At 42.5% G+C, this 17,240-nt stretch carries 20 protein-coding genes and 1 pseudogene; 14 read left to right on the forward strand and 7 right to left on the reverse strand.

Annotated elements, in window-relative coordinates:
- Positions 1 to 93: pseudogene (locus IQ259_RS16800) on the forward strand (IS5/IS1182 family transposase); the annotation flags it as partial.
- Between the two features lie 76 nt (positions 94 to 169).
- On the opposite strand, the gene IQ259_RS16805 reads toward IQ259_RS16800, so the two are convergent.
- On the reverse strand, positions 170 to 409 hold the full coding sequence (locus IQ259_RS16805; RefSeq protein WP_193886751.1) for a hypothetical protein: 240 nt from the start codon (positions 407 to 409) through the stop codon (positions 170 to 172).
- Positions 410 to 643: 234 nt separating this feature from the next.
- Here IQ259_RS16805 and IQ259_RS16810 point away from each other — a divergent pair, with 234 nt between their 5' ends.
- Positions 644 to 802, forward strand: coding sequence for a hypothetical protein (locus IQ259_RS16810; protein ID WP_228014589.1), 159 nt, complete (start codon positions 644 to 646; stop codon positions 800 to 802).
- Between the two features lie 266 nt (positions 803 to 1,068).
- Here IQ259_RS16810 and IQ259_RS16815 read toward each other — a convergent pair whose 3' ends face one another.
- Positions 1,069 to 1,254, reverse strand: coding sequence for a hypothetical protein (locus IQ259_RS16815; protein WP_193886753.1), 186 nt, complete (start codon positions 1,252 to 1,254; stop codon positions 1,069 to 1,071).
- The gene (locus IQ259_RS16820) at positions 1,251 to 1,451 is read right to left on the reverse strand and encodes a hypothetical protein (RefSeq protein WP_193886755.1); all 201 of its coding nucleotides are present in this window, start codon (positions 1,449 to 1,451) and stop codon (positions 1,251 to 1,253) included. The genes IQ259_RS16815 and IQ259_RS16820 overlap by 4 nt, the downstream gene beginning before the upstream one ends.
- Before the next feature lie 246 nt (positions 1,452 to 1,697).
- On the opposite strand from IQ259_RS16820, the gene IQ259_RS16825 reads away from it, so the two are divergent.
- The 4 genes from IQ259_RS16825 (at position 1,698) to aroF (ending at position 4,514) form a co-directional block, all read left to right on the forward strand.
- A complete protein-coding gene (locus IQ259_RS16825) occupies positions 1,698 to 2,297 on the forward strand; it encodes a gamma-glutamylcyclotransferase (RefSeq protein ID WP_193886757.1) in 600 nt (199 codons plus the stop codon).
- 134 nt (positions 2,298 to 2,431) lie between these two features.
- Positions 2,432 to 2,701, forward strand: a complete 270-nt coding sequence (rpsO, locus tag IQ259_RS16830; RefSeq protein WP_193886765.1) for a 30S ribosomal protein S15 — start codon at positions 2,432 to 2,434, stop codon at positions 2,699 to 2,701.
- A 12-nt stretch (positions 2,702 to 2,713) separates the two neighbouring features.
- Positions 2,714 to 3,181 carry a PAM68 family protein gene (locus tag IQ259_RS16835; protein WP_193886767.1) on the forward strand — a complete coding sequence of 156 codons (468 nt, stop codon included), beginning with the start codon at positions 2,714 to 2,716 and terminating at the stop codon, positions 3,179 to 3,181.
- Between the two features lie 274 nt (positions 3,182 to 3,455).
- Positions 3,456 to 4,514, forward strand: a complete 1,059-nt coding sequence (aroF, locus tag IQ259_RS16840) for a 3-deoxy-7-phosphoheptulonate synthase (RefSeq protein ID WP_193886769.1) — start codon at positions 3,456 to 3,458, stop codon at positions 4,512 to 4,514.
- An 87-nt stretch (positions 4,515 to 4,601) separates the two neighbouring features.
- On the opposite strand, the gene IQ259_RS16845 is transcribed toward aroF, so the two are convergent.
- A complete protein-coding gene (locus tag IQ259_RS16845) occupies positions 4,602 to 5,096 on the reverse strand; it encodes a pentapeptide repeat-containing protein (protein WP_193886771.1) in 495 nt (164 codons plus the stop codon).
- Positions 5,097 to 5,235: 139 nt separating this feature from the next.
- Between IQ259_RS16845 and gcvT the strand changes: the two genes are divergently transcribed.
- From gcvT to IQ259_RS16875, 6 genes are all read left to right on the forward strand, one after another.
- Positions 5,236 to 6,351 (forward strand): glycine cleavage system aminomethyltransferase GcvT, encoded by a 1,116-nt coding sequence (gene gcvT / locus IQ259_RS16850; RefSeq protein WP_193886773.1) that lies wholly within the window; start codon positions 5,236 to 5,238, stop codon positions 6,349 to 6,351.
- Between the two features lie 187 nt (positions 6,352 to 6,538).
- Positions 6,539 to 6,925 carry a glycine cleavage system protein GcvH gene (gcvH, locus tag IQ259_RS16855; protein ID WP_193886775.1) on the forward strand — a complete coding sequence of 129 codons (387 nt, stop codon included), beginning with the start codon at positions 6,539 to 6,541 and terminating at the stop codon, positions 6,923 to 6,925.
- A 129-nt stretch (positions 6,926 to 7,054) separates the two neighbouring features.
- A complete protein-coding gene (gene gcvP, locus IQ259_RS16860) occupies positions 7,055 to 9,964 on the forward strand; it encodes an aminomethyl-transferring glycine dehydrogenase (RefSeq protein ID WP_193886777.1) in 2,910 nt (969 codons plus the stop codon).
- 181 nt (positions 9,965 to 10,145) lie between these two features.
- Complete coding sequence (locus tag IQ259_RS16865) at positions 10,146 to 11,111, forward strand: AEC family transporter (protein ID WP_193886778.1); 966 nt, start codon at positions 10,146 to 10,148, stop codon at positions 11,109 to 11,111.
- 221 nt (positions 11,112 to 11,332) lie between these two features.
- Positions 11,333 to 12,241 (forward strand): M23 family metallopeptidase, encoded by a 909-nt coding sequence (locus IQ259_RS16870; RefSeq protein WP_193886780.1) that lies wholly within the window; start codon positions 11,333 to 11,335, stop codon positions 12,239 to 12,241.
- A 119-nt stretch (positions 12,242 to 12,360) separates the two neighbouring features.
- Positions 12,361 to 12,894: a late competence development ComFB family protein gene (locus IQ259_RS16875; RefSeq protein ID WP_193886782.1), complete on the forward strand. Its 534-nt coding sequence runs from the start codon at positions 12,361 to 12,363 to the stop codon at positions 12,892 to 12,894.
- Positions 12,895 to 12,943: 49 nt separating this feature from the next.
- Here IQ259_RS16875 and IQ259_RS16880 read toward each other — a convergent pair whose 3' ends face one another.
- Complete coding sequence (locus IQ259_RS16880; RefSeq protein ID WP_193886784.1) at positions 12,944 to 13,744, reverse strand: L,D-transpeptidase; 801 nt, start codon at positions 13,742 to 13,744, stop codon at positions 12,944 to 12,946.
- A 1,052-nt stretch (positions 13,745 to 14,796) separates the two neighbouring features.
- Here IQ259_RS16880 and IQ259_RS16885 point away from each other — a divergent pair.
- A complete protein-coding gene (locus IQ259_RS16885) occupies positions 14,797 to 15,453 on the forward strand; it encodes a sigma-70 family RNA polymerase sigma factor (RefSeq protein WP_193886835.1) in 657 nt (218 codons plus the stop codon).
- A 169-nt stretch (positions 15,454 to 15,622) separates the two neighbouring features.
- On the forward strand, positions 15,623 to 16,246 hold the full coding sequence (locus IQ259_RS16890) for an anti-sigma factor (protein WP_193886786.1): 624 nt from the start codon (positions 15,623 to 15,625) through the stop codon (positions 16,244 to 16,246).
- A gap of 26 nt (positions 16,247 to 16,272) precedes the next feature.
- Here the strand turns inward: IQ259_RS16890 and IQ259_RS16895 are convergent, their stop codons facing one another.
- Positions 16,273 to 16,713, reverse strand: coding sequence for a gamma-glutamylcyclotransferase (locus tag IQ259_RS16895; RefSeq protein WP_193886788.1), 441 nt, complete (start codon positions 16,711 to 16,713; stop codon positions 16,273 to 16,275).
- 89 nt (positions 16,714 to 16,802) lie between these two features.
- Positions 16,803 to 17,171 carry a dihydroneopterin aldolase gene (gene folB, locus IQ259_RS16900; protein WP_193886790.1) on the reverse strand — a complete coding sequence of 123 codons (369 nt, stop codon included), beginning with the start codon at positions 17,169 to 17,171 and terminating at the stop codon, positions 16,803 to 16,805.
- Between the last annotated feature and the right edge of the window lie 69 nt (positions 17,172 to 17,240).

The following is a 17,240-nucleotide window of genomic DNA, read 5'->3' on the forward strand; positions in this document are numbered from 1 at the left end:
CGATTAGTTCGAGATTATGAGTTATTGCCCGAAACATCGGAGACGTTTATTTACCTTGCCATGATCCGGATCATGGTGAGGCGATTGGCATAAAATTTCACCACTCAAAACTTTTCAAACACCCTCTTAAGGACAGCAGAGACTAAAACATTCGTGTCAATAACAACTTTCATTCTCCTTGTCGGTAAGCTTCAATCTCTGCTTTTATTTCTGCTGATGTGATATCTTGTACTCCAGGTAGCGACTGTGTTTTATCAAATAAATCTCTCAGTTTTTTACTAATGGATGCTCTAGGATTCTCCTCTGCTAAGATAATTATCTCTACTCGCTGCCCTGGTTGAAAAGGTAAGTCCGACAATATTACTTGCTTTGGATCTGTAATGGTGATGTATTTTTTGTAAGCGTTCATAATTCCTTACTGAGTAAAACTTCCAAGCGGTTTATTGTCCTCATCTTAATATTAGTTCAAGCTCCGTCAACCCAGTCATCACCATTGCCAGTATTGATATAACGCTTATCCAGCAACGGTTACAGTCCTAGTGTAACTTTCTGTACTGTTGCTGATTCACCTCTGTGTATTAAAAAAAGAATTCTCTTTAATTAGCTCAAGGCTCAAACTACTCTATACAACGCATTTCTGTAGTTGGAACTACTGGTTCAGGTAAGACAACTTTGTCGCGGCAAATATCCCAACGCCTCGCTACCCCATGTGGAACTAGACTATCTACACTGGGAACCTAATTGGGTAGAAGTACCGAATGATGTGATGCGCGATCGCACTTCTGCGTTATTGTACAGCTAGGCGCGATCGCATTTATTCTAAAACTCTATAATTATGTTCGGTTAAATGTTTATTACGCGTTCGGGTGATCGCAATATTTGTATTGTGTGGTGGTAAATTTCTGTAGGTGATCGTCGCGCTCTCTGCTTCTGCGATCGCTTTTAATTGTTGTTGTGACTAAAACTCTAACCTAGAAAATGAATTGGGGTTAAACTTTATTTTATACAGTAGTTGGTTTTGTTTGAATCATACACTTATGTAGTTAGAAGGACTTGAAAGCGATTCTACTAGTTGTGTCTTTTCAATTCCTGTATCAACAATTGACACTGTTTACTAGCTTCTCTAGCTTGCCGCATAAGGGTTTTACTTTGTTCGCGGTTAGTTCTGCTAACCTCAACAGCTTGCTGACTGAAATGCGCGGCTTGCTTGCCCAACTCACGAATACGTGTCTTTAACTGTTCGATGGTTTTCATTCTCCCTCCAGTTCAGAAATCAAAATTTCAATGTTTTCAGCTTCTTCATAAATTTTATCTGCCCTACTTTGAAGTAGACTAGCGTCATCAAAATCATCGTTTTGAAGGGCTTGATCAGCAGCTAGATACAATTGTGCAGCAATCTCCTGTAGTTGAGCGTATACACCTGACAGAATGTTGAATGTTTCTTGTTTCATTTTTCCTTCGGAGGCGATCGCTGGGTTGTAGATGGTAATTACAGCACAGTATCAGGTGCTATTCCAAGAATTTAATTATCCCCATCTAATTTTTTAGACATCTGCGTCTTGTCGCCACACATCCCTCTCTGCTGCTAAAGATTAGCTTCTATAATTATAAAATACGGCAAATCTATCGATATTTAGTTGTATTATTTAATTTTTTGATGTTAGAATTCTACCTGTAGTTAATCCTTCTAGGGGTAGATGAGTAACCAAAATCGACACTCAGGCTACAATTGGGTGCAATCTCATAATCCGGCAAACTTAGATTTGAAATTGCAACAACAGCTACAAAAAGAGCCAACATTCTATTATTTTGCCTATGGCTCTTGTATGTGTCCGGTAGATTTAAAGCGATCGCTTGGTGAAAACACTCACCCTTACGTCGTTGCACCAGGAGTATTAAAAGGATATAGTCTGGGATTTTACCTCTATTCCTCCACTCGAAAATGTGGTGTTTTGGATGTAGTGAAAGACCCTAACGCCAGCGTGAAAGGCGTACTTTATCAGCTACCTTGGCGACTGAGTGAATATTTAGATAAACGTGAAGGTGTTAGTCAAGGACTATATCAGCACGAAACAGTAGAAATTCACAGCCATAATTCCATATATAAAGATGTTCGTACCTATGTAGCAGTGAGCAAACTAGCAGAAGAAATCGCACCTAACGACTGGTATTTTAACGTAGTCCTGCGGGGTGCAATTACTTGTGGTTTACCTGAGGAATATTGCTGGCATTTGTTTAATCATATGTATCAGTTACAACAGTGCCATCAAGCACAACCCATCAGGCGATCGGCTTAGTTGAAAGATAATAATTTAGCAAAAATACTCATGATTAATAATCACTTCCATCTGATTCCAGATACAACTTATATGGCTGTGATATTATGGGAGACTGCTGCATATATTTAGAAAAAATAGAAATTTAATTGATCATGGCTCTGACGCAACAGCACAAACAAGAAATAATTTCCAATTTCCAAGTTCACGAAACCGACACTGGTTCCGTTGATGTCCAAATTGCCATGCTGACTGAGCGCATTAACCGCCTCAGCCAACACCTCCAAGCAAATAAAAAAGACCACTCTTCTCGGCGTGGTTTGTTGAAGCTAATTGGTCATCGTAAGCGCCTGCTTGCTTATCTCCTACAGGAAAGCCGGGAAAAGTATCAAGCGTTGATTGCTCGCCTTGGTATTCGTGGATAGGGATTACTGCTTATGTCTGCTGAAGAATCTGAACGTAGTCGCTTGCCTTTTGAACCGAGCAAAAAGCGTCAAAAACCTTTAAAAGCTCAAAAAACGCCGACGAAATCCAATCCCCCAGAAAAATCAGCCAGCCAGCAGCCGCCATACACTAAAGAAGAGATGGCTATTCCCCCAGTGGTTAGTCAGCGGATGATTCGGCGGGTAGCAATATTTTGCGGTGTTCCCACAGCCTTGGGAATTACTACATTAGTAGTTAGCTATCTGCTGGCTACCCAAGCCCATATCCAATTAGCTCCCATTGCCGTATTACTGGTAAATATGGGGTTATTTGGTTTAGGGGTAGTAGGCATTACTTACGGTGTTCTTTCAGCTTCTTGGGATGAAGAACGAGCCGGAGGCTTACTAGGGTTAAGCGAGCTTACCACCAATTGGGGTCGCATGGTAGAGGTGTGGCGCGAAACTCAGCAAAAGAACGGTTGATAATTAGCACTCAGGTATTCAGGTAACTCCAGTATTGCGAAATTTTCTAGTACATGTTGAAGTTAGGTTATGTAACTTCAACATTGCTAATATAAAAAATATAGTATCTAATCAAACGCAGTATTCAACAGCCAAATCGCCGGGCGCTTTATTTTTTCACTCTTATAAATGTTAGTTTTTAATCATTGAAAATTACGCTCAATAATTAGAAGTATTAAAATACAGTCAGGCTTACTCGTTTAATATTTCACTCAACTCATCAGGGAATTATAAAATGATTTTAGTCATGAAGATTGGTTCCCCAGAGGCGGAAATCAACCGCATTGACGAGGAACTAACTAACTGGGGACTGACACCAGAAAAAATTATCGGTAAACACAAAGTAGTTATCGGCTTAGTCGGTGAGACTGTCGATTTAGATCCCCTCCAAATTCAAGAAATTAGCCCGTGGATTGAGCAAGTATTACGGGTAGAACAGCCTTACAAACGAGCTAGTCGCCAATTTCGTCACGGCGAAGCTTCGGAAGTGATAGTGAATACGCCTGATGGTGCAGTCATATTTGGCGAAAACCAGCCTCTAGTTGTTGTAGCTGGCCCCTGCTCTGTAGAAAATGAAGAAATGATTGTCGAAACAGCACAGCGCGTCAAGGCTGCGGGTGCTAAGTTTTTGCGCGGTGGTGCATACAAACCCCGGACTTCACCCTACGCTTTTCAAGGACACGGCGAGAGTGCTTTGGATTTACTCGCCAAGGCTCGAGAAGTCAGCGGGTTGGGTGTAATTACAGAAGTGATGGATGCGGCTGAACTGGAGAAAATTGCCGAAGTTGCAGATGTCATTCAGGTGGGTGCGAGAAATATGCAAAACTTCTCGCTGCTGAAAAAAGTAGGCGCGCAACCAAAGCCGGTGCTTTTGAAACGGGGAATGTCGTCCACCATTGAAGAGTGGTTAATGGCGGCTGAGTATATTTTGGCGGCGGGAAATTCCAGTGTGATTTTATGTGAGCGCGGAATTCGGACTTTTGATCGCCAGTACACACGCAATACTCTAGATTTATCGGTAGTGCCAGTATTGCGGAAGCTGACACATCTGCCAATTATGATTGATCCAAGTCATGGCGTAGGCTGGGCGGAATTTGTACCGGCGATGGCGATCGCGGCTGTTGCTTGTGGTAGTGATTCTCTGATGATTGAGGTTCACCCCAACCCCAAAAAAGCCCTCTCTGACGGGCCGCAATCTTTGACACCAGAGCGTTTTGACCAGTTAATGCAAGAGTTATCTGTAGTGGGTAAAGCTGTGGGACGTTGGCCGCAAACAGTAGCGGCTTTAGTTTGAGGGAAAATCGCTAAGGAAATCGAGTTTTGTAGAGTTTTGTAGGGTGGGCATTGTAATGCCCACCCTACCCTATTTATTTCTATAGCTTTACCTACATCCTAAAGATTCGCGTGTATCCACACCAGTTTTAGAATTTACACCAGCAGCTTTAGCACAGAGTTTTTTCACCTGTGTCCCATCTAACACTGCATTGGTAAAATCTGCACCTGTGATTTCAACATTATCAAAAATAGATCGCAGCATCATCGCATCTGTCAAAACTGCGTCGCTTAAATCAGCATTTTTGAACTTGGCTAGATAAGCTATACCATTGCTAAAATCTACACCGTGCAGATTGACACCTTCGAGGACAGTACCATTAAACACACCTCCACGTAAGTCAGCATTGCTAAAGTTAGCATTCTCTAAATCAAGATTGGTAAACTCACTCCCAACTAAACTTTGACCAGAAAAATCTTTTCCCTTAACTTCATCCCCCGCAGAACGGCTAATACTTGAAGAACTAGCTGCTTGTGCAGACAAGGGAAATAAAAATAGAACCATAGCTAAAACAAAACTAGCTAGTATGCGCCAATACTTCATAATGTATTCTTAACAAATCTCAACATCTCTACCAATAACATTACTAGGTTGAAGTCTGAAGGGTGAAGTAAGAAGTATAAAATTTCAGCCTTGACTTAGGATATAGATGTTGAAATGCGATCGCAAAGCATAACTACCTGTGGCTAATCAAGAAAATATCGACCCGCCTTTGGTGCGAACTCCTTTATATCAACTGGGTGTAGAACTCAAAGCTCGATTTACCAGCTTTGGTGGTTGGGAAATGCCTGTGCAGTATAGCGGTATTACCAGCGAACACGAAGCGGTGAGAAATGCTGCTGGAATGTTTGATATTTCTCATATGGGCAAATTCACTCTGGAAGGGAAAAACGTTATTGACCAACTCCAGGGTTTAGTACCTTCAGACTTGAGTAGGTTACAACCTGGTCAAGCGCAATATACCGTATTATTAAATCCTCAAGGGGGAATTATTGACGATATTATTGTTTATTATCAAGGGGAAGAAAAAGTGGCGATCGTTGTCAATGCAGCGACCACAGCCAAAGATAAAGCATGGCTATTGCAAAACCTCAATTTAGATAATGTAAAATTTCAAGACCTCTCACCCGACAAAGTTTTAATTGCCCTGCAAGGGCCACAAGCTGTTAAATATCTCCAGCCATTAGTGCAAGCAGACTTGCAACCAGTCAAAGCCTTTGCTCATTTACAAACAACCATCCTCGGTCAACCTGCCTTCATCGCCCGTACAGGTTACACCGGCGAAGATGGCTTTGAAATCATGTTAGACCCAGAAGTAGGTATAGAACTATGGCATAGTCTCTACAACGCTGGTGTTGTTCCCTGTGGGCTTGGTGCAAGAGATACCCTCCGCCTCGAAGCCGCAATGGCACTTTACGGCCAAGATATCGACGATAACACCACACCCCTAGAAGCAGGTTTAGGGTGGTTAGTTCACCTCGATACCAAAGGTGATTTTATCGGTCGGTCAGTGTTAAAACAGCAAAAAACCAATGGAGTGCAACGCCGTCTCGTAGGTTTGCAAACCCAAGGGCGTAACATAGCCCGTCATGGCTACCAAGTTCTATCAGCAGGTGAAGTTATCGGAGAAGTTACCAGTGGGACTATCTCTCCTACCCTTGGTTATCCCGTCGCCTTAGCCTATGTTCCCACCAAACTAGCAAGCATTGGACAGCAGCTAGAAGTAGAAATTCGCGGTAAAGCTTACCCCACAGTTGTAGTCAAACGCCCCTTTTATCGCTCAAAAACTAAAAAATGAAGTATGAAGGCTGAAATTTCACACTTCATACTTCACACTTCACACTTCACACTTTCTACTTCATCCTTTGCAGTTTTTAAGGAATAATGTGTTGTAAACTACTCAATCTACAGTAAGGATAATGAGCAAAATATGACCAGTATCACTGTTGGGGTAATAATTTTTGTGATATGGGAGAGTAAGTAATATGTCTGAATATCCTGATGATTTACGATACCTAGATAGTCATGAATATGTGCGGCTAGATGGTGAAATTGCTACCATTGGCATTACTCAATTTGCCATCAAAGAATTAGGTGAGATAGTGTTTGTAGACATCCCAGAGATTGGTGCATCTCTTGAAAAGGGTGATGATTTCGGCACAGTTGAATCAGTAAAAGCAGTAGAATCATTAATGTCACCTGTAACCGGCATAGTGGTAGAACGTAATGATCCTGTGATTGATGATCCTGAACTAGTGACAGATGACCCCTACGGCGACGGGTGGTTTTTGAAAGTGCGCGTTAATGACCCCAGTGAACTTGAAGATGCCTTGACTGCGGATGAATACAGCGCCCTGGTAGAAGGAATGTAGGAAGTTATGAAGTGTAAAGTATGAAGTGTGAAATCTCAATTTCATACTTCATCTTTTTCTTTTAGTGTCGGCTTGTTAAAAGTATTTTTTATTGCAAAATATTAAATAGTTGCGTCCGGAGTTCAATTTGTGGTATCTCATGCCCCTCAACCCCAGTCTACCCATCACCAGGTGCTAAAACAAAGCAATTCACAGTCATCTAATTTTTTAGAACGACATGTAGGCTCTAATTCCCATAACATTCAGCAAATGCTTGATCTGCTAGGTTTTGCAAGCCTAGACGATTTCATCGATCGCACAGTACCACAAGCAATCCGATCGCAGCAAACCCTACAATTACCCGACGCACAAAGTGAGTATGCAGCACTAGCAAAGTTAAAAAATATTGCTGCTAAAAATCAAGTGTGTCGTTCATACATCGGTATGGGATATTACGACTGCATTACACCGCCTGTGATTGGGCGTAATATCCTAGAAAATCCCGGTTGGTATACTGCTTACACGCCCTATCAGCCAGAAATCGCCCAAGGACGGCTGGAAGCACTGCTGAATTTCCAAACCATGATTATTGACTTAACAGGTTTAGAAATTGCCAACGCCTCATTACTAGATGAAGCCACCGCCGCCGCCGAAGCCATGACTATGAGTTATGGTGTCAGCAAAAATAAAGCCCATAACTACTTTGTCTCCCGTGACTGTCATCCCCAAACTATCGATGTGTTGCAAACACGGGCAAAACCTCTGGGAATTAACATCATAGTTGGCGACCATCAAACATTTGATTTTACTCAGCCAATTTTTGGGGCAGTTTTGCAATATCCTGCCACTGACGGCACTATTTACGACTATTGCGCCTTCATCAACAAAGCCCATGAATTAGGCGCATTAGTTACAGTCGCAGCCGACCCCCTCAGCCTAACTTTACTCACCCCACCGGGCGAATTTGGCGCTGATATTGCTGTAGGAAGCACCCAACGCTTCGGTATTCCCTTGGGGTATGGGGGGCCTCATGCGGCATACTTTGCCACCAAAGAAGAGTATAAACGGCAAGTTCCAGGACGCATTGTTGGGATATCCAAAGATGTCAACGGTAAGCCTGCTTTACGTCTGGCATTACAAACCCGCGAACAACACATCCGCCGCGAAAAAGCGACAAGTAACATCTGTACCGCACAGGTGCTACTGGCAGTCATGGCGGGTATGTACGCCGTCTATCATGGGTCAGAGGGACTAAAAAATATTGCTGAAAATATCCACAAGCTAACTTTAATCTTGGCAGCAGGATTAAAACGTCTAGGTTACAAGATTAATTCTGAATATTTCTTCGATACGCTGCAAGTGGAGTTAGGAACACACGGCCTCGAAGCGATTCTTGAAGGTTGCCAAGCCAGAAATATTAACATAAGAATTTTTAATGATACGGCTGTTGGTATTTCTTTAGATGAGACAACTACACCAGAAGATTTAATCAACCTGTGGCAGATTTTTGCAGGTAATGATGAATTACCCTTCACCATAGAAGAATTAACTGACTTAACTTCTCATATTCTTTTACCTCGCCAAAGCAGCTACCTCCCTCATCCAGTATTTAACCGCTATCACTCAGAAACAGAGTTGTTGCGCTATCTACACAAATTAGAAACCAAAGATTTATCCCTAACTACATCGATGATTCCCTTGGGTTCTTGCACCATGAAGTTGAATGCAACAGCCGAGATGATTCCGGTGACTTGGGAGGAATTTGGCAAAATACATCCCTTTGCACCGCCGTTACAAACACGGGGTTATCAAATTCTGTTCCAGCAACTTGAGTCCTGGTTAGCTGAAATTACTGGGTTTGCCGGAATTTCCCTACAACCTAACGCAGGTTCCCAAGGTGAATATGCCGGACTTTTAGTAATTCACGAATATCACGCCAGCCGTGGTGAAGCACACCGCAACGTTTGTTTAATTCCCACCTCCGCGCATGGAACAAACCCCGCCAGTGCAGTTATGTGTGGTATGAAGGTAGTAGCAGTTGCTTGTGACTCTGACGGTAACATTGATGTAGATGACCTCAAAGCCAAGGCAGAAAAGCATAGTCATGAACTCGCCGCTTTGATGGTGACATATCCCTCAACACACGGTGTGTTTGAGGAAGCCATTCAAGAAATTTGTGCTGTTGTTCATCGCCACGGTGGACAAGTGTACATGGATGGGGCGAACATGAACGCCCAAGTCGGGCTTTGCCGTCCGGGAGATATTGGCGCAGATGTTTGTCACTTGAATTTGCATAAAACCTTCTGTATTCCTCACGGTGGCGGTGGCCCTGGAATGGGGCCAATTGGTGTAGCAGCCCATCTTGTGCCTTTCTTACCTGGACACGCTGTAGTCCCTATCAATAAATCAACTCAGCACTCAACAGGCGCAGTTGCGGCTGCACCTTGGGGTAGTGCCAGCATTTTGGTAATTTCTTGGATGTATATTGCCATGATGGGTGCGACTGGTTTGACAGAAGCAACTAAGGTGGCAATTCTCAATGCTAACTACATCGCCAAGCGACTAGAAACTTACTATCCAGTTTTGTACAAAGGCAAAAATGGCTTAGTTGCCCATGAATGTATTTTAGATTTGCGATCGCTCAAAAAATCCGCCAACATCGACATCGATGATATCGCCAAGCGGTTAATAGACTATGGTTTCCATGCACCAACTGTCTCTTGGCCTGTAGCGGGTACTATCATGGTGGAACCGACAGAAAGCGAATCTCAAGCAGAATTAGACCGTTTTTGTGATGCCATGATTGCTATTCGGCAAGAAATTGCCGCAATCGAATTAGGCAAGATGGACGCAGAAGATAATCTTTTGAAGAATTCACCCCATACCGCCGAAAGTCTCATAGCTGGCGAATGGACTCATCCCTATTCCCGCGAACAAGCTGCTTATCCCGCACCTTGGACTCGTGAATCTAAATTCTGGCCTAGCGTCGGCCGTATTGATGCGGCTTTTGGTGACAGGAATTTTATTTGTTCTTGTTTGCCTATGGAGTCCTACTCATAATAAATAATAATGTAGGAGGCTGTGCTGATGTATTAGCAACAGCATCCTTGTTTGACCAAAATAGTGGAGTGTAAAAGATGTAGAACTAGAACTGCTTGCCGCAAACACGACGAGCTTTTCATACTTCATACTACCCTGCGGGAACGCCAGGGGCGAACACACTTCACCCTTCATACTTCAGATGATTGACAGTCTGATTCATGCCTATACCCCTTTTTTAATCTGGGTTGGTATAGGACTATTGGGATCTCGGTTAATTCCTGATACTTTTCTCAAGTGGCTTGGTAATGGGTTGTACTGGGTGGGAGTGCCATTACAAATTTTAGTTTTGGCACGTCACACTGACTTATCTCATGGCGTACTCATACCTGGAGTGGCCGTCGGTGTATTACTCCTGAGTCTGATGTTAGCGCTGTTTATTTGGCAAGCTTTACAATGGTTGAACAGTCAAAAACAACAACTAGAACCTCTGGACTTGGCAGTAGATATTTCATTGGTGCGAGGCAGTTTGGGCAGTTTTATTCTGGCTGCCATTTTAGGTAATACAGGTTTCGTTGGGCTAACCCTTACCCAAGTTCTAACTAGTCCAAAAAACAACGACTGGGCAGTATTATTCAGTGTTACTAACAATGTTGTCGGTACTTATGGAATTGCCGTCTTAATTGCCAGCTATTTTGGCAAGAATCAAATCAATAACCAGTGGTGGACTCAGTTACGGGATTTAATCACAGTACCTAGCTTGTGGACATTTTTGCTGGGCTTGAGTACTCAATTTATTCAGTTACCAGCAATAGTTGAGTCAGGATTAGAGCAAGCTGTTTGGGTAGTTATCGCCTTTGCTTTGTTACTTGTCGGCCTGCGACTAGGTACAATCACAGGCTGGAAAAGTTTGAAAATTGCTTCAATTGCTAGTGTGTTAAAAGTCTTTGTTGTACCTGTACTAGTAGGACTAGGCGCAACCTTTTTAGGTGTCACTGGTGAGGAGCGCTTAGTACTGGTGTTAATGTCTGGCACACCCACAGGGCTTTCTGTACTGATTTTGGCAGAAGTGTATGACTTAGATCGGAACTTATTAGCCAGCAGTATTGCTTTGACATTTGTCGGTTTGTTTCTCGCACTACCTTTGTGGCTTGTATGGTTCAGCTAATTAGCTTCGACAACCTGAATAATTATCTGTACTATTTATTTAAGTGAATGATGATCATTAGCGATCGCATCCAAACAGATATAACTTATTCTCTAGAATATCTATTGACACTCATTAAACACCATATTATGGTGTTCAAAACATCTGCTGTGCTTAGGAAACCCTAGCGCTTATGATCTAGTCTGTCTGTTAACAAAAGTAAGGAATTGTTTTATAGTTCTATGACTATCGAGAATCGCGCTAGAAATTCTCAGAATTGGCAAGTAACTCGTTATGCCAAAAATTTGTTACTTGGGATATTTACATCTTTCCCTGTCGCCTTGGCATTACCCGTAGAAGCTTTGCAAGTGAAGGTATCTCCCAGTAATCCTCAGTTGGGAGATACCTTATCTGTAATGATTGATGTTGATAACCAAGATAATAGTAGGCAACCAACAGTGGTAGTTGGCGAGAAAACCTACCCAGCTTTTGCCGTTGCACCAAATAAATATCGAGCATTCATCCCCACAACTCCACTGGAAACAGCCGGAACTAGAACTTTGAAAATTACTGGGGATGGTCAAGTAAAAAACTTAGCAGTCAAATTGCGATCGCGCAAATTTCCAGTACAACGCATCACTCTACCACCAGGAAAATCTGCTGATGGAGCCACTGAGCATGAACTCACGCGTGTAGCAGCATTCAAAGCGTTACAAACACCAGAAAAACATTGGAAGGGTCAATTTTTAGCACCAAGTAAAGCCCGGATTAGTTCAATCTATGGTGTACGTCGTTACTATAATGGTAAATTTGCAAAGGATTATTATCATCGGGGTGTTGACTACGCTGGAGCCACAGGTTCACCTGTAACTGCCCCAGCATCCGGGCGAGTGGCTTTGGTAGGCACAGTGTCTCAAGGTTTCCGAGTTCATGGTAATGTAGTTGGCATTGACCACGGTCAAGGAGTGACCAGTATATTCTTGCATTTAAGTCGCATTAACGTTAAAGAAGGCGATTTTGTCAAAACTGGTCAATTAATTGGCGCAGTAGGTTCCACAGGTGCTTCTACAGGGCCGCATTTGCACTGGGGTTTATATGTTAACGGGCAATCTGTTGACCCAGTACCCTGGCGAACAAAGGTCTTTGAATAGTCAAAGTGAATTAATGGCGTGTGTGCATAATTTGTATATTATGCGCCGATAATTGGGCAGGATAAATTTAATTGGTACCGTCCCTACCTTACTTGGGTGGCTTAAACAAGATGAGCGTTATGAGTATTGAAAAAATTGTAGAACAAGCTCTCCAGGATGGTTATCTTACACCAGCAATGGAAGCAGAAGTTGGGCGAATTTGTGATAACGCATCGGAACTCTCGATAGAAGAGTACATGGCGCTGGATAGATTAATGGGAGCGCTATTGACTGGTGAGGTAGTGGCGGTACCTCGCAAACAATTTATTAACGTCATGGAAGAATTGGTATTGACTGAGGCGATCGCCCGCGTAGCCGAAATAGAAGCTACCAGCGAAAGTTCTTTGGATGTAGGCGATATTGCTGCCTATGCTCTTAACCGCTTACCGCCTTTATATGCCACCACAGAAGAAGGTGCTAACTACCAACGTCTACGTGCTAAAGCCGAATTACAAGAGTTGATTTCCCAACAAGTAACTGAGGCAATCGGTCGTAACCTTGACCAACCGAACGACAATAGAACACCATTCTTGCCCAAAAGCACTGGTAATGAAGTTTTGCGCCAAGTTAGTAATTTACTTCAAGTCTACGCACCCAGCTTTGAGCAAAAATGAATTTTGGTCAAGAGTCAATCTGTTTTGACTATAGACTCTTGACCTTTGATCAATCACGTACTGTTACCAACGTACCGATCTTAATTTGGTCATACAACAATCGGACATCAGAATTACGCATCCGCAAGCAACCGTGAGAAATAGCAGTCCCCAAGAGGTGGATATCTGGTGTGCCGTGAAAGCCAATTTCATTCCGTCCATCCGTCCAAAAACCAATCCAGCGATCGCCTAAAGGACTATCATTCCCCGGCGGAAAAACTTTACCAGTAATTGGGTGCTGCCAAATCGGGTCGTGCTGCATATTCATTACCGTAAAAGAACCCGTAGGCGTTTCCCAGCCCTTTTTACCTACAGCAATTGGGTAACTGGCTATCACTAAATCTCCTTTGTAAACATAAGTGCGGCGATCGCTTAAATCAACCACTACTTGCATTTTCATCCCCAGCTTGTTAGAAGTTTTTGGTTGAGTTAGAATCTGGGTAAAAAAGGATTTCGGTTGATCCTCAGTATTACGATTTTCTGTTTGTTCTTGCAATCGTCTGTTATTAGTTACATCACTGTTTCTAGCTACATTTTGCCTCACTGTACCAGACTGATGATGAGGCTCAATACTAGAGGACTTAAACTTATCAGTCGTCAGTGGATTTTGCCTTGGGATTGGTTCATCAGCAGTTGTAGACGCACCAAAGGCTGTTTCCCCTATACTCCCAGGAAAATTCCCATTAGCCGAGGGTGAATTCTCCGACTTTTGTTGGGTTGTTGTAACTCGCCAATGGACAGCTAACGATAAGATGGCTGTGCCAAAACAGAGAAACATTGCTATACGCGCTACAGATTCATTTCTTACCATTGCGATCGCCTATTGTTTATCCCTGACAGATCCAATCTCTTGGAATAATTGAATGCGCTCATCATCCAATTATCAATAATTTATAAATACTTATCTGTTCCCTTATAAATTTGCCAATATTTCTGGGCAAACTAAGTTTAGGCGGATGCCCCAGCCAATAAAACTTCTGGCGAGAAACCTCATTCCTCTAAAGACCAAGGGAAGGTTTCCTCCGTTCAGGCTTTTTTCTAAAACTCTCCAAGTGCAGCAATCAATCATTAATGGTGTGGGTCGGTGAAAATCCATGTTTGAAAAACTATTGCTAGCAATCACAATCACATTTTCCATTAACTTCTTTTTTCAAGTTCGCATACCATATCCAGCTAATACTGGCGCTATTTATCAGGAAAATCCAGAAAAAACTGCAATTCTGGTAACTAGACCGGACAAATAACATTCCTTTTCAAGGATGCCAGCAGAAATGATCAATTTCTGACTCATAATTATTAATTATGAATTTCTTCGAGCTTGATGCTTTCTGGTCATTGCTGCCAGAAACAAGATTCTACTCTACCCTTGGTGAAGTTACCACGATATCTACAACAGTTTAACGGCTTCTAAAACATCAATTCAGTATTCAAAGTAGAAGCTCAGAAATTTAAGTATTTGTTTTTTAGTAAAGTCAAATTTTTTCTCCGAACTTCTTCTTTGACCAGCCCTCAAGCTTTTTAGCGCAATCTCTAGGCTATTATTCAGAGGTACTCAAAACTAGAAGTTGCTTTTGACCAAGCTCCGTTGGGGCAAGGTGTAGGAGAAGAGATAGCCTCAACAACTGGTTCACAAGCCCATTTTGTCAAGCGTAAATAGTCAGTTGTTATAAGATGCACAATTATACATATTTTCTATAAGTATAATTGTGTCACAATCCTGCTGAAATAGCTAATTTTTCCGAAAAAACTAGAGTTTGTCATTAAAATTTTGATGTTCCAATCCTTAATCCGGCACCTAAAGCAGGAACATCCAGCAAATTAGTAGGTCTAATAGTAAGGGATGATTTAATGCCAGTACGATCTATGAGTCAGTCGATTGCTGTATCCTGGTCAACGGTTGATGCGAAGTATTCAGAAGCATCGGTGCAAGTTGACAAACTCTCAAATCACGATCTAATTTTGCGCTGTCAAGTAGGATTGCGTCCAGACCGTGCTGCATTTGCAGAACTCCTGCGCCGTTATCAGACCCAAGTGGATAGGGTTTTATACCATCTAGCTCCAGATTGGTCAGATAGAGCCGATTTGGCTCAAGAAGTTTGGATTCGAGTGTATCGGAATATCAACCGATTACAAGAACCTGCTAAGTTTCGCGGCTGGTTAAGCCGCATTGCAACTAACTTGTTTTACGATGAGTTACGTAAACGCAAACGGGTTCTTAGTCCTTTGTCCCTAGATGCTCCCCGTGCGCTAGAAGATGGCGAAATGGATTGGGACATTGCCGGAGACACTCCAGGCCCAGAAGAAGAGCTGACAACGAGAGAGTTTTACGAGCAACTGCGAGAAGCGATCACTGACTTACCAGAAGTTTTTCGCACTACGATTGTCTTAAGAGAAATTGAAGGTATGGCATATGAAGAAATCGCCGAAATCACAGGGGTTTCCTTGGGAACGGTGAAATCAAGAATAGCCAGGGCAAGATCCAGATTGCAAGCTCAATTGCAAAATTATTTAGATTCTTAAATTACAGTCTCTTTCCTCTGCTTAATGACAGAATTTAAGCATGGTTAAGAATTGTAAGGAATCAATAAAAATGCTTTTGTTGTCAGGAGAGGAAATAATCAATTTCTGGATAAATTTCCTAGCATTTCTCGCTCCCTTTACCCGTGCATGAATTAGTAATAATGTTAATATGACTACTGATTCTCAGTTTTACGACCGTTCCCACTTGCAACTTTCTGGAAATTTGCCAGAAGGAAGGGATCAGCATACCAATGAATCAACGGGTACTATGGATATGGTGAAGCGCGATCGCTTCGAGTTATTGAGTGCCTACCTCGATGGAGAGGTGACAGCCACAGAACGCAGGCAAGTAGAAGAATGGCTGGCAAATGATGCTTCCGTTCAGTGCCTGTATGCCAGATTATTAAAACTGCGGCAAGGTTTACGGGGTTTACCAGTACCAGCCGCCGCACAATCACCAGAAGTAACAGCCCAAAAAGTATTCTCACGTCTGCGCCGTCGTTCACATTTAGCCTGGACTTTCGGCGGTGCTGCTGCTGCTGCTTGCCTCATTAGTGTAGTTTCGGGTTGGCTACCTAAGGGTGAATTTACAACACCACAGCTGGCTCAAAAACCCCAAGTAGAAGTAGAATCTGCGCCAACAGCAAGAACATCTTCTGCTCCTGCTTCACCGCTGATGGTGGCTTTAAATAATCCCGTGATTGAAATTCCCAAAGCAGCAGTGACTTTTCCAGAAAAGACAATTCAGATGGAACAACCTGGACTAGAAAAAATCGAACCAGACTTGAACTAACTGCATCTAATTCACAACCTACGACGCTACTTTGCCTTTAAACCACAGCCACTCCACCAGCCATTGTCTAGGAGAGTGCCATTTAATTGGTCAACAAGCTCTAAACTCATCAAATAGACCCAAGCCCAACCAAGAGATTCGCCTTGTTGAGTGTAAACTTCAACTTGTTGGCGATTGTAAAAATTTTCTGACATTGGTCTAGTGGGCTGGTAATCTTCTAGATGATCTAAAGCATGTAAGACCTCTGGATCTGAGAAAGAAAGCAAATAGCCGTGGACTTGATTTTGTCCCAATGTTATCGCTGGGTAGCCCACAGGTAAACCAAAAAGCTTGCCTAGTATGACTGCCCTATTAACATTTATGACCTTATCGGCACAGTATTTTTGATAATTAGCTTCACCGGGTTTTAGCGTACCGTAAACAAAAACCCGCACTTGTTCAGAAAATTTTGCGTTCAATTCAGTCATCTGTGATTGGATATGACTTGCTCTTTGGTTTTGCAAAAGTATTTAATTTGACTAGCATTTTACGCAATTAGTCTTCAACCACAAACTCTTCAAAGATGAGATTTAGTTCTGGTGAGTTCAATACTGATTTTGCCAGCAAAATCAGGAATGGGTGCTGCGGGTTTGGTGACAATAACTTGGACTTGCGTGACGCGATCGCTCTGTTGCAAGATAGATTCGGCAATTGTACCTGCTAACTTTTCTAGTAAAGCGAACTTGGCTGTTTTTACGAGGTTTTGAATTGTGCTAATGACACTGCGATAATCGAGAGTATCTGCGATCGCATCAGTCTTGGCAGCTGAGGAAATATCTAACCATAACTTTACATCCACTTCAAACCATTGGCCTAGTGACTGTTCCTCTGGCAAATATCCAGTGTAGCCATAGCAGCGAATTCCAGTTAAATGAATACAGTCCATAGGTGTTTCCGATAAATTTGCAATTAATTGACCATACAAAATTTAACAAACAAAGGTTTGAAAGCCTAC

Source organism: Fortiea sp. LEGE XX443 (assembly GCF_015206815.1).
In the GTDB taxonomy this organism is placed as follows: Bacteria; Cyanobacteriota; Cyanobacteriia; order Cyanobacteriales; family Nostocaceae; genus Nostoc_B.

What these genes read in the sequence shown, in the direction of transcription:
- IQ259_RS16805 (WP_193886751.1), bottom strand. Translation starts at nt 409, where the DNA reads ATGAACGCTTACAAAAAATACATCACCATTACAGATCCAAAGCAAGTA.
- IQ259_RS16815 (WP_193886753.1), bottom strand. Translation starts at nt 1,254, where the DNA reads ATGAAAACCATCGAACAGTTAAAGACACGTATTCGTGAGTTGGGCAAG.
- IQ259_RS16820 (WP_193886755.1), bottom strand. Translation starts at nt 1,451, where the DNA reads ATGAAACAAGAAACATTCAACATTCTGTCAGGTGTATACGCTCAACTA.
- IQ259_RS16825 (WP_193886757.1), top strand. Translation starts at nt 1,698, where the DNA reads ATGAGTAACCAAAATCGACACTCAGGCTACAATTGGGTGCAATCTCAT.
- rpsO (WP_193886765.1), top strand. Translation starts at nt 2,432, where the DNA reads ATGGCTCTGACGCAACAGCACAAACAAGAAATAATTTCCAATTTCCAA.
- IQ259_RS16835 (WP_193886767.1), top strand. Translation starts at nt 2,714, where the DNA reads ATGTCTGCTGAAGAATCTGAACGTAGTCGCTTGCCTTTTGAACCGAGC.
- aroF (WP_193886769.1), top strand. Translation starts at nt 3,456, where the DNA reads ATGATTTTAGTCATGAAGATTGGTTCCCCAGAGGCGGAAATCAACCGC.
- IQ259_RS16845 (WP_193886771.1), bottom strand. Translation starts at nt 5,096, where the DNA reads ATGAAGTATTGGCGCATACTAGCTAGTTTTGTTTTAGCTATGGTTCTA.
- gcvH (WP_193886775.1), top strand. Translation starts at nt 6,539, where the DNA reads ATGTCTGAATATCCTGATGATTTACGATACCTAGATAGTCATGAATAT.
- IQ259_RS16865 (WP_193886778.1), top strand. Translation starts at nt 10,146, where the DNA reads ATGATTGACAGTCTGATTCATGCCTATACCCCTTTTTTAATCTGGGTT.
- IQ259_RS16870 (WP_193886780.1), top strand. Translation starts at nt 11,333, where the DNA reads ATGACTATCGAGAATCGCGCTAGAAATTCTCAGAATTGGCAAGTAACT.
- IQ259_RS16875 (WP_193886782.1), top strand. Translation starts at nt 12,361, where the DNA reads ATGAGTATTGAAAAAATTGTAGAACAAGCTCTCCAGGATGGTTATCTT.
- IQ259_RS16880 (WP_193886784.1), bottom strand. Translation starts at nt 13,744, where the DNA reads ATGGTAAGAAATGAATCTGTAGCGCGTATAGCAATGTTTCTCTGTTTT.
- IQ259_RS16885 (WP_193886835.1), top strand. Translation starts at nt 14,797, where the DNA reads ATGAGTCAGTCGATTGCTGTATCCTGGTCAACGGTTGATGCGAAGTAT.
- IQ259_RS16890 (WP_193886786.1), top strand. Translation starts at nt 15,623, where the DNA reads ATGACTACTGATTCTCAGTTTTACGACCGTTCCCACTTGCAACTTTCT.
- IQ259_RS16895 (WP_193886788.1), bottom strand. Translation starts at nt 16,713, where the DNA reads ATGACTGAATTGAACGCAAAATTTTCTGAACAAGTGCGGGTTTTTGTT.
- folB (WP_193886790.1), bottom strand. Translation starts at nt 17,171, where the DNA reads ATGGACTGTATTCATTTAACTGGAATTCGCTGCTATGGCTACACTGGA.